At 66.2% G+C, this 16,106-nt stretch carries 8 protein-coding genes; 2 read left to right on the top strand and 6 right to left on the bottom strand.

Annotated features, from left to right (window positions below; translation table 11 throughout):
- Positions 1-294 precede the first annotated feature (294 nt).
- On the bottom strand, positions 295-6,675 hold the full coding sequence (locus LOY69_RS10910) for a non-ribosomal peptide synthetase (protein WP_265074522.1): 6,381 nt from the start codon (positions 6,673-6,675) through the stop codon (positions 295-297).
- A 636-nt stretch (positions 6,676-7,311) separates the two neighbouring features.
- Between LOY69_RS10910 and LOY69_RS10905 the strand changes: the two genes are divergently transcribed.
- Together LOY69_RS10905 and LOY69_RS10900 are read left to right on the top strand one after the other, a co-directional pair.
- Entirely contained in the window at positions 7,312-8,112 is an 801-nt protein-coding gene (locus LOY69_RS10905) for a helix-turn-helix transcriptional regulator (RefSeq protein ID WP_102882419.1), read from the top strand.
- A gap of 58 nt (positions 8,113-8,170) precedes the next feature.
- On the top strand, positions 8,171-9,592 hold the full coding sequence (locus tag LOY69_RS10900) for an efflux transporter outer membrane subunit (protein ID WP_265074521.1): 1,422 nt from the start codon (positions 8,171-8,173) through the stop codon (positions 9,590-9,592).
- Between the two features lie 353 nt (positions 9,593-9,945).
- On the opposite strand, the gene aepX is transcribed toward LOY69_RS10900, so the two are convergent.
- The 5 genes from aepX to LOY69_RS10875 all read right to left on the bottom strand — a co-directional run bounded on the left by aepX (position 9,946) and on the right by LOY69_RS10875 (position 16,055).
- Entirely contained in the window at positions 9,946-10,836 is an 891-nt protein-coding gene (gene aepX, locus LOY69_RS10895) for a phosphoenolpyruvate mutase (RefSeq protein ID WP_110652615.1), read from the bottom strand.
- A gap of 56 nt (positions 10,837-10,892) precedes the next feature.
- Positions 10,893-12,278 (bottom strand): class II fumarate hydratase, encoded by a 1,386-nt coding sequence (gene fumC / locus LOY69_RS10890; protein ID WP_110596843.1) that lies wholly within the window; start codon positions 12,276-12,278, stop codon positions 10,893-10,895.
- Positions 12,279-12,365: 87 nt separating this feature from the next.
- A complete protein-coding gene (locus LOY69_RS10885) occupies positions 12,366-13,196 on the bottom strand; it encodes a hypothetical protein (RefSeq protein WP_102882422.1) in 831 nt (276 codons plus the stop codon).
- A 122-nt stretch (positions 13,197-13,318) separates the two neighbouring features.
- Positions 13,319-14,548, bottom strand: a complete 1,230-nt coding sequence (locus LOY69_RS10880; protein ID WP_265074520.1) for a pyridoxal phosphate-dependent aminotransferase — start codon at positions 14,546-14,548, stop codon at positions 13,319-13,321.
- A gap of 271 nt (positions 14,549-14,819) precedes the next feature.
- Positions 14,820-16,055 (bottom strand): MFS transporter, encoded by a 1,236-nt coding sequence (locus LOY69_RS10875; protein ID WP_102882424.1) that lies wholly within the window; start codon positions 16,053-16,055, stop codon positions 14,820-14,822.
- Between the last annotated feature and the right edge of the window lie 51 nt (positions 16,056-16,106).

Below are 16,106 nucleotides of genomic sequence, written 5' to 3'. Positions count from 1 at the left end.
GTCGTAACCTGCCTGAGAATTCGGAAATGGTTGAAGAGAACGTCCTTGTTTCAGATGCAACCTTTCAGAGGCGGCGCAGGGCCCGAGCGCTCAGCGGCCAGCGGCTCGGGCAAACGCCGCAGACACTGATCCCGCCAGGGCTCCCGGCAGCCTGGAGACGCTAAAACATCCGTCCTTGAGTGTCTGACATGGGAAGCCGGGACATGCCCCCGGCGTTGTCCCGGCCCCCGTCCTGTGGCGCCCACGGCGAGCGCCGGCCCTGGGGCCGGCGCACCTGCAAGGCCGAAGATGGGCTCAGAGACGCCGCTGGCGCTTGAGCTGGGGAATGGTGGTGGCGGGAATCTCCAGGCGCTGCAACTGGTACTGGGTATGGGCCGCCAGGGCCGCCAGGGTCGGCTGGCTGAACAGCAGCCGGGCATCGGCATGCAGGCCCTCCTGGCGCATGCGCGCCACCAGGCTGACCGCCAGCAGGGAGTGCCCGCCCAGTTCGAAGAAATGGTCATGGCGCCCCACCCGCTCGACCTGCAGCACCTCGGCCCAGAGCCGCGCCAGGGTCGTTTCCAGCTCGCCCTGGGGCGCCTCGAACTCGCGGCTCAGCACCGCGTCCACCCCGGGTTCCGGCAACGCCTTGCGGTCCAGCTTGCCGTTGGCGCTCAGGGGCAGCGATGCCAGCCGCACATAGGCAGCCGGCACCATGTACTCCGGCAACTGCTCCAGGACATGGGCCCGCAGTGCCTCGATACCCGGCGGCGCCTGATCCGGGTGCAGGCTGAAATAGGCCACCAGGCGCTCATCGCGCATCAGCACCGCCACCTCGCGCAGGGCCGGGTGTTGCGCCAGCCGTGCCTCGATCTCTCCCAGTTCCAGGCGCAACCCGCGCAGCTTGACCTGGAAGTCGTTGCGGCCAAGGAACTCCAGGTCGCCGTCAGCGTTGTAGCGCACCAGATCGCCGCTGCGGTACAGGCGGTCACCGGCCACGAAGGGGCTGTCGATAAAGCGCTCGGCCTGCAACTGCGGCAAGCCCAGGTAGCCCCGGGCCACGCCGACGCCGCCAATATGCAACTGGCCGCTGACCCCCAGGGGCACCGGCTGGTCATGGGCATCGAGCACATACAGCCGGGTATTGGTAATGGCCCGGCCGATGGGCAACTGCACCGGCGGTACAGGGGCCCCGGGTTCCAGGGTCCAGGCACTGCTGTCCACCGTGGCCTCGGTGGGACCGTAGACGTTGTGCAACCGAGCCTTGGGCAGGCGCCGCTGGAACAGCCGGGCGATGGCCTCGGTGAGCTCGCCACCACCGCAGAAGACGTCGGTCAGGCTGTGGCACTGTCCGCTCTCCTCCAGTTGCAGGAACTGCAGGAGCATCGCCGGCACGAACTTGATCATGGTCACCTGCTGCGCTTGCACCAGCTGCGCCAGGTAGCCCGGATCACGCTGGCCGTCGGGCCGCGCCAGGAGCAGGCGCATGCCGCTGACCAGGGGCCAGAACAGCTCCCACACCGAGCCGTCGAAACTGAACGGGGCCTTTTGCAGCAAGGTGCCGCCCGGGCATGGCCCACACAGTCGCGAACTCCAGTGCATCAGGTTGCCCAGGCCACGGTGTTCCACCATCACCCCCTTGGGGTTGCCGGTGGAGCCCGAGGTGTAGATCACATAGGCCAGGTGCCTGACCCCGAGCCCCGGCACCACAGGGTCATCCTGGCCCGGGTGCTGCCAGTGGTCGCGGTCGAAATCGATCAGCGGCACGGCCTGGGCCTGCAGCAGCGCCCGGGTGGGCTGGTGCACCAGCACGGCCAGTGGCTGGCTGTCATTGATCAGGAAGCTCAACCGCTCCGGCGGGTACTCCGGGTCCAGGGGCACATAGGCGCCACCGGCCTTGAGGATGCCCAGCAGGCCGATGAGCATTTCCAGGCCGCGCTCCACGCACAGCCCGACCCGCACGTCCGGCCCCACCCCTTGCTCGCGCAAGTGATGGGCCAGCTGATTGGCCCGCTGGTTGAGCTGGGCGTAGCTCAGGCATTGCTCGCCGGCCTGCAGGGCAATCGCCTGGGGCGTGCGGCGGACCTGGGCTTCGAACAGCCCGTGCAGGGTCAGCTCGCTGGGGTAGTCGGACGCGGTGGCGTTGAACGCCAGCATCTGCTGCCGATACTCCGCCGCCGGCAGGACGGACAGGCTCTGCAGCAGGGTCTGCGGTGCCTGTTCCAAGGCCTGGACCAGCCCCTCCAGGGCGCAGCTCAGGTAGTCCAGCAGGCGCTGCGCGCCGATCCGCCGGGGCGCCCGGGCTCCCAGGCGAAAGCCCGGTTCCAGGTCGTCCACCGCCAGCATCAAGGGGTAGCTGAGCACTTCTTCGCTGCTCAGCCATTGCGCCCCCGGCACCCCTTGCAACAGGGCCTGGGCGTCGGCGGCGACGTTGTGCCGGTAGTTGAGCAAGGCATTGAACAGCGGCGTCGGCGCCGCCACGCCGCTGCAACGCTGAGCCAGGGACAGGGGCCCCTGCTCATGGGCAAGCAGCGCGCTGAGGCGTTCCTGGGTCTGGCGCAACCCGGCCGCCACCGTCAGCCCCGCCAGTTCCAGACGCAACGGCAAGGTGTTGATGAACATGCCCAGGGCCCGGTCCGCTCCCGCACCAGCCTGCAAGCGACCCAGCAGCACCGTGCCGAACAGCAGGTCCTCGCGGCCGCTGGAGCGCCCCAGCACCAGGCCCCAGGCCAGGTGGAACAGGCTGGCGGCACTGACCCCGAACTGCCGCACCTGATGACGCAGGCGCAGGCTCAAGTCGTGATCCAGCAGAGCACTGGCATGCTGCTGATCCACCGGCTCGCCCGCACGCTCCTGCCACTCGAAGGCCAGGGTCGGCTGGTCCACCGAGGCCAGGTATTCACGGAAGAACGCAGCATGGGAGGCCTGCCCCAACCGCGTGCGGGCCACGTAGTCGCGGTAGGCAAAGGCCGGCGCCAGTGGCTGTTGCCGGCCGTTCATGTGGGCGGCGATTTCCGCCATCAGCAAGGCCGTGGACGTGGCATCGTTGACCAGATGATGAAAGCGCAGCAGCGCGAGCCAGCGCTGGTTCGGCCGGTCCTCGGCCCAGGCCAGGGCCAGCAGCGGTGCCTGGCGGATATCCAGCGGGTTGTGCCGCGGGTGGTAATGCTCGCGCAACTGCTCCGCCAGCGAGCCGCCCTCGGCCGTCGGCTGCCACTGCTCCACCGGCAACCGGGCCTGGCGCCAGACCACCTGCAGCGGCTGCTCTGCCGCCTCCCAGACCAGGCTGGTGCGCAGAATGTCATGGCGCTCGATCACCGCCTGCAAGGCCTGGGCGAAGGCGTCCAGGTCCTCGCGACGGGAAAAGGCCAGCAGCGCGTGCTGCTGGTACGGGTCATGCGCGGCAAAGGTCATGTGGTGGTAGAGCAAGCCCTCCTGCAGCGGCGCCAGGGAATAGATGTCCTGCACGTTGCTCACGCCGCCGGGAACCGTGGCCAGTACCCGGTCGATGCTCTCCTGGTCCAGGTCCACCAGGGTCAGCATCTGCGGGGTGATGTGCCGGCAATCGGCAGGTATGCCATTGGCCGGGATTTCCACGTCCTGCCGGCCCTCCACCGCCGCCGCCAGGCTGGCCAGGGTCGGCTGGCCGAACAGCACCCGCACATCGGCATGCAGCCCCTGCTCCTGCATGCGCTGGATCAGTTCCAGGGCCAGCAACGAATGGCCGCCCAGTTCAAAGAAATGGTCGTGGCGGCCCACCTGTTGCACCTGCAGCACCTGGGCCCAAAGCTGGGCCAGGGTGGTTTCCAGTGGGCCCTGGGGGGCCTGGTACTCGCGGCTGACCAGGGCCTCGGGCCCGGGGGCGGGCAAGGCCTGGCGGTCCAGCTTGCCGTTGGCGGTGAGGGGCAATGCCTCGAGCCGTACATAGGCCACGGGCACCAGGGCGTCGGGCAACTGCCGGCGCAGGAAGTCCCGCAGATCACTGATCGGCACGGCCTCGCGGGCGGTGAACCAGGCCACCAACTGGCCGTCCCGGGCCTGGACCAGCACCTCCTGCAGCGCGGGATGGGCGCCCAGGCGGGTTTCGATTTCTCCCAGCTCGACGCGCTGGCCACGGATCTTCACCTGATCGTCATTGCGCCCCAGGTACTCCAGGCGGCCGTCCTCCAGCCAGCGAGCCAGATCGCCGGTGCGGTACATGCGCGCACCGGGCCGGTCGCTAAAGGGATCGTCGAGGAAACGCTCGGCCGTCAGCTCGTCGCGATTGAGGTAGCCCCGGGCCACCCCGTGGCCACCGATATAGAGTTCGCCGGCAATGCCGATGGGCAGCGGGCGTTGTCGCTCATCCAGCAGATAGACCTGGGTATTGGCGATGGGCCGGCCGATATGCAGCGGCTGCCCGGCCTCGATGCTCCCGGAGGTGGCCACCACCGTGGCTTCGGTGGGGCCGTAGTTGTTGATCAGGGCAAAGCGCTGTGCCTCGGGTAACTGGCGCAGGCGATCGCCACCGATCAACAGGGTGCGCAGGGTCGGATGACCGAGCCGCTGGCTCAAGGCGTACTCGGCCACCGGCGTGGGCAGGAAGCTCACCTGCAGCGGCTGGGCCCGCCACCAGGCGAGCAACCCATTGAGGTCTTCGGGGCCGTCACTGGCCGGGGCCAGGTGCAGGGTCGCCCCGGCGCACAGGGCCGGCCAGACTTCCCAGGCCATGGCATCGAAACCGAAGCCGGCCAGGCAGGAGGTGTGGCTGCCGGCCTGCAGCTCGAAGGCCCGGCAATGCCAGTCCACCAGGGCGGACAGGCTCTGGTGCTCCACCATCACGCCCTTGGGCAAACCGCTGGAGCCGGAGGTGTAGATCACGTAGGCCAGGTGCTGCGCCGTCAGCCCGGGCACCTGGGGACCAGGCGCCGAGCCTGACTGCCATTGCTGATCGTCCAGCTCGATCAGCGGCACCGCGAGGCTCGGCAGGCGCTCGCGCAAACCGGCCTGGGTCAGCAGCGCCACCGGCCCGCAGTCCTCCAGCAGGTAGGCCAGTCGCTCAGGGGGATACGCTGGGTCCAGCGGCACGTAACAAGCGCCGGCCTTGAGGATCGCCAGCAGGCCGACCAGGGTCTCCAGGCTGCGTCGGGCCAGGATCGCCACCCGCTGATCGGGACCGACCCCAAGCCCTTGCAGGTGCTGGGCCAGGGCATTGGCCCGGCGGTTGAGCTGGTCGTAGCTCAGCTGCTGGCCTTGGGCAACCAGGGCCACGGCGCCCGGAGTGCGCTGGGCCCAGGCCTCGACCCGCTTGTGGATGCGCTGCTCGGTAGCCAGCGGCTGGCGGGTGGCGTTCCACCCTTGCAAACGCGCGCCCTGCTCTGCAGTCAGCAGCGAAAACTGCTGCACCGGCAAGGCCACGTTTGCCAACCCCTGCTCCAGCACATGGATCAGGCAAGCGGCCAGGGCCTCGATCTCATGGGGCTGGAAATACCCCGTGTCGTAGACGTAATGCATCCAGGCGTTGTCGTCGAAACGGTTGCTGCGCAGGTGAATGGCCAGGGGCGTCGGCTCGTGGCGATTGGAGACTTTCACCGACGAGGCCACGGCATCGCCGTAGCGGTATTGCAGGTCCTCCAGTTCATAGGACAGGGTCAGTTCGAACAATTGCCCGCGGTCTTCACGCAGCAGGCCGAGGGCGCGATTGAGCTCGCTCAGGGGAAAGCGCTGGTGGCGATAATCCTGCTTGAGCACGTCCCGCACCGCCGCCACCAGCGCCTCGAAACTCAGCTCGCGGCCGAAGTCCATGTGCACCGCACTGACCTGGGTGAAACAGCCCAGGGTCACCTTGAAGGCGGCGTTGGGCCGGTTCAGCACCGGCATGCCCAGGACCCACTGGTCGCGCTGGCCGGTGCGGGCGAAATACACATGCAAGGCCGCCAGCAGCACGTGGAAGGCCGAAGCCCCGGTGCTTGTGCCCAGGGCTTTCATCCGCTCATGCAGGGCCGCGGGAAAGGCCTGCACCAGGGTCGCCCCGGGCGTCCCGGCTTCCTGGCCCGGACGATGGCGCGGGCGCAACAGCGGCTCCGGCAGGCTCTGATACTTGGCCAGCCAGTAGTCACGGTCCCGGGCATAACGGCTGGACTGCTGGTAGCGCGCGTCGTCCTCGATGAAATCGACAAAGGACGGTGCGCCAGGGCCGGGCTGTTCGCCCCGCGCCAAAGCGCTGTAGAGGCTACCCAAGGACTGGGACAACTGGGCAAAGCCCCAACCGTCGAGGATCAGGTGATGGGCCTCGGCTTGCATCAGGTGATGCTCGGGGCTCAGGCGAAACAGCGAGAAACGGCACAGGCGTTCGCCACTGAGTTTGAACGGCTGCTGCATCTGCCAGTGAATCCGCGCCAGGGCAGTGGCCAGCGGGTCGGCCTCGGCGGACAGGTCGTGAAATACCAACTGCACCGGCCAGTCGCGGTCGAAGTACTGCAACGGCAAGCCGTCGCTGCTGCCCTCCAGGGACAGCACCGTGCGCAGCACATCATGCTTGCGCACCAGCGCCTCCACCGTGCGCTGCATCAGCTCGGGCTGGAACGGTCCCTTGAGGTCGGCATAGCCGCCGATGTTGTACAGCGGCGAGTCACCGCGGCTCAGTTGATCGAGCCAGATATCCCGTTGCCCGGTGGTCAGCGGCAAGCCTTGGGCCTGCTCCGCCCCGGCGCTCATGCCATCACCGGCGCTGAACGTCCAGCAGGCAGCGCACCGTGGATGACAAGGGTGATTGGCGCGACCAGATCGGCCACGGCAAAGGCAGAAAAACGCATCATAAGATCCTTCTCATGTGATGGGCCCGGGCACCAGCGTCCGCGGATTTAAGCATCGGCCCCACACCCTGTATGTCACCCGAAACCCGGACATTCCTGGGCCCTGTCGGAGCAGGCTCAAGGCCTTGAGAACGGCTCTGGCAGGCCGCCAGGCAAGCCCCCGGGCAGGCACCATCAACGCCGGGACGCTGCTGCGGATCGGCTGAAATAGCTGTAGGACATTGACCACCCGTACATGAGGCTCCTGGCCTCGCCTGCCTTGCCGCCAAGGCCTGATGAGCCTGTGCCGGCAGCGCCTTGCACAACCGCGAGGACGAACGCCAGCGGGGATTGCGCGCCTGTTGCCGGCCCACGGGGACAGCCCGGCAGCGCTCTGATGCGGCCTGCGTGTCCCGGTTTACCCCTACAGACGCGAAGTAAATTCTTAGGCTTAAATCAGATTTTTCCGACCAAATCAGGTACATGAACACTGTGCTGCGGGCCACCGTGGCGACCGCGTTTCGATCAGCGATTTGTCTCGATCAAGGATGATAAGGATATGGGTCTGACCAGCAGTATCGCCAACATGGAAACTCCACCCTTCTACTTCGAACTGGGGCAGTTGATCTCCAGTACCGGCCATTGCGGATTCGCCAGGGACATGCTGCAACTGGTGGACAAGCTGGTGCCGGTCAGCCAACTGCTGCTCAGTGAGTGGACCCTCGACGAACGCCAGGCCAGCTCCCTGGCAATCACCTTGCTGGGGCGGGCCGGGCTGCAGGAGGACCTGCCTCTGCCGGAGCCCCCGCGACGCCATGATCCGCTGCTGCACAAGATGCTGGAAATGGACGACTCGCTGCTGATTCAGATGAATGCCCAGGCCCAGGGCGGAACATCGCGCCACACCCCGCACCAATGCCATCTGGTCTCGCGCAAAGCCAACCGCCGCTGTGTCATCGCCCTCTACCGCGAACCCTCCCAGGGCGGTTTTTCCCTGGCCGAACTGTCCTTTCTCAAGAGCCTGTCGGCGACCCTGCTGCCGCTGTTGGAGCGCCATGCCCAACTGCACCGGCAACAGGCCCTGAAGAACCTGCGCAGCTGGAGCAGCCGCCCCCTGGATGCGCGTCAGCAGACGCCCCTGCAACGGGAGTTCGACGAACGCCTGTCCCTGGGGGACATCAGCCTGTCGGCCCGGGAAAAAGAAGTCTGCCTGGGGCTGTTGACCGGGGGCACGGTGCCGGAAATGGCCCAGCGCCTGAGCGTCAAGAACAGCTCCATCGAAACCTACCTCAAGCGTGCCGCCGCCAAGCTCGGGGTCAGTGGCCGCCACGGCCTGGCCAAGTGGATGGTCGGCGCCTGAGGCGCGGTTGCTGCGCCCCTGTCGTCCACCCTCAGGATGTCCTTGTCACGAGGCTGATATGCGTACCTCCCCTTCGATCCTGGCGGCCCTGGCCCTGGCCCTCGGCGGCTGCTCGCTGATCCCGGACTACCAACGCCCAGCGCCGCCGGTTGCTGCCCATTACCCTCAAGGCCTGGCCTACGCCTCGGCCGCCGGCACCGCGGGAGCCGACTGGTCCGGCCTGTTCCAGGACCCCTTGCTGCAACAGTTGATCCACAGTGCCCTGGACAACAACCGCGACCTGCGGGTGGCGGCGCTGAACGTCGCGGCTTATCAGGCCCAGTACCGCATCCAGCGCGCCGACCTGCTGCCGGCGGTGTCGGCCAGTGTCAACGGCAAGCGCCAGCGGCTGCCCGAGCAGATGACCGGTGGCAAGGCGCTGATCAATTCCAGCTATGGGGCGAACCTGGGCATCAGCGCCTACGAGCTGGATTTCTTCGGCCGCATCCGCAGCCTCAGCCAACAGGCGTTGATGACCTACCTGTCCAGCGAGCAAGCCCGGCGCAGCGCGCAGTTGAGCCTGGTGGCCAATGTCGCCAGCGCCTACCTGACCTGGTGCGCCGACCAGGAACTGCTGGAGCTGACCCGCAAGACCCTGGCCGCGGATGAGCAGAGCCTGCGTTTGACCACCCGCAACGGCCATGCCGGGAAGATCTCGGCCCTGGACGTGGCCCAGGCCCGCACCCGCGTCGACAGCGCCCGGGCCAACCTGGCCCGCTACCAGCGCCAGGTGGCCCAGGACCTGAACAACCTGACCCTGTTGGTGGGGGCGCCCCTCCCCGCCGACCTGCCCCAGCGCAGGCTGGCCGAAGGCATGCTGGCCCAGGTGCCCGCAGGCCTGCCTTCGAGCCTGTTGCAGCGACGCCCGGACATTCTCCAGGCCGAGTACCAACTGCAGGCCGCCAACGCCAACATCGGCGCGGCCCGAGCGGCGTTCTTCCCCAGCGTCAGCCTGACCGCCAATGCCGGCAGCTCCAGCAAGCAGCTTTCCGGGCTGTTCAAGGGAGGGGCCGGCGGCTGGACCTTTCAACCGCAGATCAACCTGCCGATCTTCAATGCCGGCAGCCTGCGCGCCAGCCTGGACTACGCCCGGCTGCAGAAGGACATCAGCGTCGCCCAGTATGAAAAGGCGATTCAGACCGCCTTCCAGGAAGTGGCCGACGGCCTGGCCGCTCGCCAGACCTATCAGCAGCAATTGATGGCCCAGGGCAATCTGGTGCAGGCCAGCCAGGACTACTACAACCTGGCCGAGCATCGCTATCGCATCGGCGTGGACAGCAACCTGGTGTTCCTCGATGCCCAACGCTCGCTGTTCAGCGCCCAGCAGGGCCTGATCAACGACCACCTGGCGCAGCTGCTGGCCGAGGTCGACCTGTACCGGGCCCTGGGGGGCGCCTGGAGTGAAGCACCGAGCCTGGCCGGCACCCAGGCACAACCCTGACGCGGTCCTCGGCTTGAGGTCCGAATTGAGGTTCTAGGTTGGAGGGGGAAGTAGCGGCTAGCGGGGGATGTTGAACGCATCGAACCTGAAGTGCCGACCCGGCCAGCCAAGGGCAGTAGGCAGAACACGGACCGGGCAGGCAGGTATTGCGATGTTGCAGCCCGCCCTGACCAGAAACCACCACTGGGCATGGAGCCTGTGGTGGCTGGCCGGGCGAACGGGGCAATTCTAAGCGGCGGTCCTGGCAACGTATGTAAGAAAATTCTTATTCCTGCATATCCTCAGTCGCGCAGTCGACGGGGATAAAACCAGAATCTTCCAAGAATGCTCGGGACCGCCGCTGTCGCCCACGGTCAACGGGTGCCCGGCACCAGATCAAGGATCTCCTCGATGCCCAGGCAACGGGGTTCCACCTCCAGGGTCCGGCCATGTTCGAGAATGCCCACCGCCACATCACGCATGGCCATGTAGGCACTGCGCAGCATGTGGTTGGCGTAGATCACCGCGTTGAAGCCGGCTCCTTCCAGCTCGTCGAAACTCAAGTGGGCATAACTGGTGGGTACGCAGATCAGCGGCACCCGCGGGCATTGGCGACGGAACTGCCGGGCGAATTCGAGAATCTCCAGGCCGTCCTTTTTCCGACTGTGGATCATGATCCCGTCGGCGCCGGCGGCGACATAGGCCAGGCAGCGCTCGATGGCGTCGTCCATGCCCTTGTCGAGGATCAGGCTTTCACAGCGCGCGATGATCAGCAGTTCTGCATGGCTGCGGCTGGCGCAGCCCACGCGGATCTTCTCGCAGAACTCCTCGATGCTGTCCTGGACCTGGCTCACGGCGGTACCGAACAGGGAGTTCTTCTTCAGCCCGCACTTGTCCTCGATGACCACCGCCGAGACCCCGGCCCGGTCCAGCATCTTCACGTGGATGGCGAAGTGCTCGGCCTTGCCCCCGGTGTCGCCGTCGAAAATCATCGGCAGCGAACAGACATCGAAGATCTCGCGAATGCCGTGCAGGCGGTTGCTGGGCGAGAGGATCTCGATGTCCGGCAGGCCCTTGTGGGTCGAGTCGGTCAGGGAACTGGACCAGATGGCGTCGTAACTCAGGCTGGGCCCGGGCCCGCGCTCCAGCCTGGATTGTTCGGCCAGCAGCGCCGAGATCGGGCTGTGGGCTTCAAGGACCCGCAGACAGCGCTTGCGGCGCAGCAACTGGCTGAGGTGGGTTCGGCGAATATCAGCGTCCTGCATGGGATTCACGCGCCTCTTGTGAGTAGGAACAGCGGGTTGGCTGCGGCGGCCAGGGCTCAGGGATGGGTCATGTCCAGGGCCACCACATAGCGGTCGAAATCCGCGGCCGAAACGTAGCCAAGCTGTTGCGCCACCTCCCGCAGGGACTTGCCCTCCTGGTGGGCGGTCTTGGCGATGATGGCCGCCTTGTCGTAGCCGATGTGCCGGTTGAGGGCGGTCACCAGCATCAGGTTCTTCTCGATGTTGGCCTCGATCCGCGCCCGGTTGGGCTCGATGCCCACTGCGCAATGGTCGTTGAAGGCGCGGCAGGACTCGGCCAGCAAGGTGATGCTTTCCAGCACGTTGTGCACCATCACCGGCTTGTAGACGTTGAGCTGGAAATTGCCCTGGCTGCCGGCGAAGGCCACGCTGGCGTCGTTGCCGAAGACCTGGGCACAGACCATGGTCAGCGCCTCGCACTGGGTCGGGTTGACCTTGCCCGGCATGATCGAAGAGCCCGGCTCGTTCTCGGGAATGTCGATCTCGCCGATGCCGCAGCGCGGGCCGCTGGCCAGCCAGCGCACGTCGTTGGCGATCTTCATCAGGGCCATGGCCAGGGTACGGATCGCCGCCGAGGTGTTGATCAACGCGTCATGGGCCGACAGGGCGAAGAACTTGTTGGCGCAGGACTTGAACGGGTAGCCGGTGAGCTCAGCGATGATTCGCGCGCACTCGTCGCCGAACTGCGGGTGGGAGTTGAGCCCGGTGCCCACCGCCGTGCCGCCGATGGCCAGGTCGTAGAGGCCGCCGAGGTTGAGTTCGATGGCCCCCAGGGCGTAGTCGATCTGTTCGACCCAGCCGCCGATTTCCTGGCCGAGGGTGATCGGGGTGGCGTCCTGCAGGTGGGTCCGGCCGACCTTGACCACGTCGCGATACTGCTGGGATTTTTCGAACAGGGTGTCTCGCAGGGTTGCCACCCCGGGCAGCAGGGTCTCGAAGATTTCCGTTACCACCACCATGTACATGGCCGTGGGAAAGGTGTCGTTGGACGATTGCCCACGGTTGACGTGATCGTTGGGGTGGATGGGCTTCTTGCTGCCCAGCTCGCCGCCGAGCATCTCGATGGCCCGGTTGGCGATCACTTCGTTGGCGTTCATGTTGGACTGGGTGCCGGAGCCGGTCTGGAACACCACCAGCGGGAAGTGATCATCCAACTGCCCGCTGATGACTTCATCCGCCGCCTTGACGATGGGCAGCGCGATGGCCTCGGGCAGTTCGCCAAGCTTGAGGTTGGCCAGGGCCGCGGCCTTTTTCAGGATGCCCATGGCACGGATCATCGGCGCGCCCCACTGGAAGCGCGAACGGCCGATGGGGAAGTTGAGGATGGAGCGCTCGGTCTGAGCCCCCCAGTACCTGTTGGACGGTACGGAAATGGAACCCATCGAGTCGGATTCAAGACGCATGTTCATGGTTCTCCAGTCTTTGCTATGCAGCACAGTCAGTCATGGGAGGCCGGGCCGTCGCCGCGCCCGGCGTGGTTTGCAGGGGCCCTATGCCTTGAGCACGGAGGCCATTTTTTCCAGGTGCGCGCAGGCCCGCACCACGTACTCGTCGGAGAGCGCGGCGATGCGCCGGTAGTCGATCTGCTGGCCGGTGGCCTGGGTGTAGAGCTTCAGGGCGTCGGTGGCGTGGCGGAAATGCCGGGCCTCGACGGCACCGCAATGAACGCTGAGGAAACCGGCGATGCGGTTGGCCTCCCCCGCCGGATAACCGCAGGACTCGCGCAGCCAGTTCTTCCACAGCGGCGTCATCAGGTTGTATTCGCCGGTGTTGAACAGCTCGGTCAGGGCCATCATCTCCAGGGCTTCCACCAGGTTCGGCGCCAGGGGGCGCTTCTCCCCGACCCAGGTGGAGAACTCCTTGGTGATGGGGTTCAGGTACTTGTCCTGCAGGCGCCAGTTGTCGGAGCCGCAGATGGCCGAGGCCATGCGGTGGTACAGCTTGGAATGGTGGGGATGGCCGTGCATTTCGCCGAGGCCGACATCTTCGACGATGATCTCGCCGCAATGCCGGGCGGCCTCCAGCAGCTTGAGTTTGTTGTCGTCGCCGGGCAGGTCCGCGGACTCCTGCAACAGCCGCACGATGATGCTGGACACGGCGTGAGCCGCGCCATCAGGGCTGCGCCAGCCGCAGAAAAAGGTGCACAGCGAATCCTCGGACCAGCGGCTGGATGTCATGCGCTGATAGGTCTGGCAGTAGCCGTCCAGCTTGTCGGGATGGTTTTCAAAGCCGGTCAGCAGGGCCTCCACCAGATTCCGGTCTTCGACATCCACCAGGGCCTGGTGCACGTAGCCGATGAACGCTTTGCGGGAACTCTCCATGTTTCTCTCCTGTATTTATTGTTCACTTCACGGACAGCAAGACGAGCGACGCCACCCGGGCCACCACAGGGGCGCGGGAACAGCGGTGATGACGGTGCAACGGCGGGCGACTTGAAGCGCCGTCAGTCCATGACGATGGCCGACATGAACTGGTTGAAACGGCCCAGCCCCTCGATCAACTCCTGGTACTCGACGGCGTAGGAAATCCGGATGCAATGCGGGTCGCCACACCCCGAGCCCGGGACCACGGCGATATGCGCCTCGGTCAGCAGCAGGTCGGCCAGGTGCTCGACATCCCGCACCTGCTCGCCGCGGTAGTAGCCCCCCAGGCGGGAGGAGACATCCAGGTAGAGATAGAAGGCCCCTTCCGGTGGTGCGTAGCTGATGCCTTCCAGGCGATCCAGGTAGGTACGGGCAGCGTGCAGCTGCCGTTGCAGGAACGGATTGACCTGGTCGGCGAACTGCGATGAATCGGCGTTCAGGGTGTTGAGCGCGGCGTATTGGGACAGGCTGCTGGGGTTGGAGGTGGTGTGGCCCTGGAGGTTGTGCATGGCCGCGATCACCGGCGCCGGGGCGCAGGCGTAGCCGATCCGCCAGCCGGTCACTGCCTGGCTCTTGGAAAAGGAGTCGATCAGCACGGTTTGCGGTTTCAGCGCCGGGAACAGCGAGAGGATGTTGTGATGCTCATGGGGCTCGCGCACCAGGCCGCGATAGCACTCGTCGAACATCACCCAGAGCCCCTGGTTGAAGGCCAACTGAGCGATCGCCAGCAGTTGCTGGCGTTGATAGACGGTGCCCGTGGGGTTGTTGGGGGTGTTGATGACGATCATCCGGGTGCGCTCGCTCAGCGCGCCCTGCACCGCCTCAAGGGTCAGCCGGTAGTCGTCGCCCCGGGTCTCGACCAACACGGGCGTGGCGCCCGCCAGGCGGATCTGGGTGGGAAAGGTTTCCCAGTACGGGGTCGGTACGATCACCTCGTCACCGGGGTTGAGCAGCACCATGCAGGCGTTGTACAGGGCCTGCTTGGCCCCGGCAGTCACCGCCACTTCATTGGCCGCAAAAGTCACGCCGGTGCGCTGGCTGACCTGCTGGGCGAGCTTTTCCCGCAGGGCCGGCAGGCCAATGGGCGGGGTGTAGCGATTGCGCGCGTTTTCGATGGCGTCGATGGCCCCGGTGCGCATGTCCTGGCAGGCGTCGAAGGACAATTCACCGGCGGCGAAGTTGATCACCTTGACCCCGCTTTCCTTCAGGGCGTTGGCTTTGCTGCGCATGCTGGACGTACCGGGGGCACTGAGGCCCAGGGCACGCTTGGACAAGGAAAATCGGCTTGCAGTGGCTTCGCTGTTATTCATGTTCTTACCTGCGAAAACGATCTGGAAACAAGGCGCCCCGAATTCGGGAAACACCCTGCGCAGCCAACCTGGATGGGGGCTCCAGCCAGGTCTTCTTACATTCTGATGACAGTCAGAATGTCCGGCCAATACCGTTTGCGTCGTGATTGATACTGCAAAAGTAAGAAATATCTGATGGCCGCGAGGCCCCTGCCGCGAGCCCGGGCGCAGAACGCATCAGGCCCGGGCAGAACAGCCCCGGGCCTGATGATTCAAGGGTCGACAGCAAGCATCAGCCAGGGCTGGACAATGCCCGAGCATCGGCGTCCAGGCCGCGCTGCACGTACCAGGACAGCGGCAGCGTCAGCAGCAGCGTGGCGGCCAGGGCCATCACCGCCAGGGGTATCCCGGTAACGTCCCCCAGGCTGCCGAACAGCACCGGGGCCAGCGCCCCGCCACCGATGGTGCCGGTATAGAACAACGAGAACGCATGCTCGCGTTTGCCGGCCCCCGCCAGGTCCGGCACCGCGCCGTACAGCACCGAGGAGGTGCCGTTCAGCGCCAGGCCCAGCAGGGGCAACATCAGCATCAGGCCGTTGTAGGGCAGAAATACCGCCAGCACGATCAGGCTGGCGGTGGTGAATTCGGTGATCCACACCGTCTTCATCATGCCGATGCGCGCCCCCAGGTAACCGCACAGCAACTTGCCGAAGGCGCCGCCGACAAACAACAGGGTCAGGGCCAGGCCGATGCCGGCGGTGCCGGCGCCCTTGGCCTTGAGCAAAAACGGCAGGAAGGTCAAAAAGCCCATGCGCACCGCACTGTCCAGGGTGCCGGTGAGGATCAACGCGCGCATTCCGCTGGCCGAGCCTTGGCCCTTGACCGCCTTGGGCGCCTTCTCGCTCATGGCCGCGGTGACGGCCCGCGAGGGAATCAGCCACCACAGCAACAGCGCGGCGGCCAGCCCCAGGAGGCCGATCAGGGTGACACTGGCGCGCCAGCTGATCACCGTCAGCAACAGGCCCACCAGGCCGGGAATCAGGGTCTTGCCGATGTCCCCGGCAAAGTTGTACTGGGACAGGGCCTCCTTGACCCCGCCTCCGGCTTCATGGGTGTCGGTGATCAAGGAAGACGCCAGCGGATGCTGGGTACTGGCCCCCAGGCCGCCCAGCAGCAGGGCCAGGAGCAACACGCTCAAGCCCCCGGCCTGCCCCGCCAGCAGGTAGGCCAGCCCGGCCAGGGCCGTGCCGCCCACCAGCAGGCGCTCGCGGCCCCAGCGCTTGGCGGCACGGCTGGCCAGCAGTTGGAACCCGGCCATCATCCCGGAATAGGCCCCGCGCAACAGGCCGATTTGGGCATAGCTCAGGGCGAACTGCGCCTGCCAGATCGGCAGCAGCACGTAGATCACATCGGTGAGACCGTCGTGTACCGCATGAGCACTGCAACCGGCCACCAGGGACCGGCGGCGTACCGAAGTGTCGGTGGCCGGCATGGCCTCCAGGGAGGCGCTGTGTTTCAGGTCATTCATCTTGGGGGCGGGCTGCGAGGTCGAAGGGATAGGAATCAGTCACAGGATAGG

Origin of the sequence: Pseudomonas sp. B21-059, assembly GCF_026016285.1 — a bacterium.
GTDB classification, from domain to species: domain Bacteria; phylum Pseudomonadota; class Gammaproteobacteria; order Pseudomonadales; family Pseudomonadaceae; genus Aquipseudomonas; species Aquipseudomonas danubii.
This window is presented reverse-complemented; position numbering and strand designations above follow the sequence as displayed.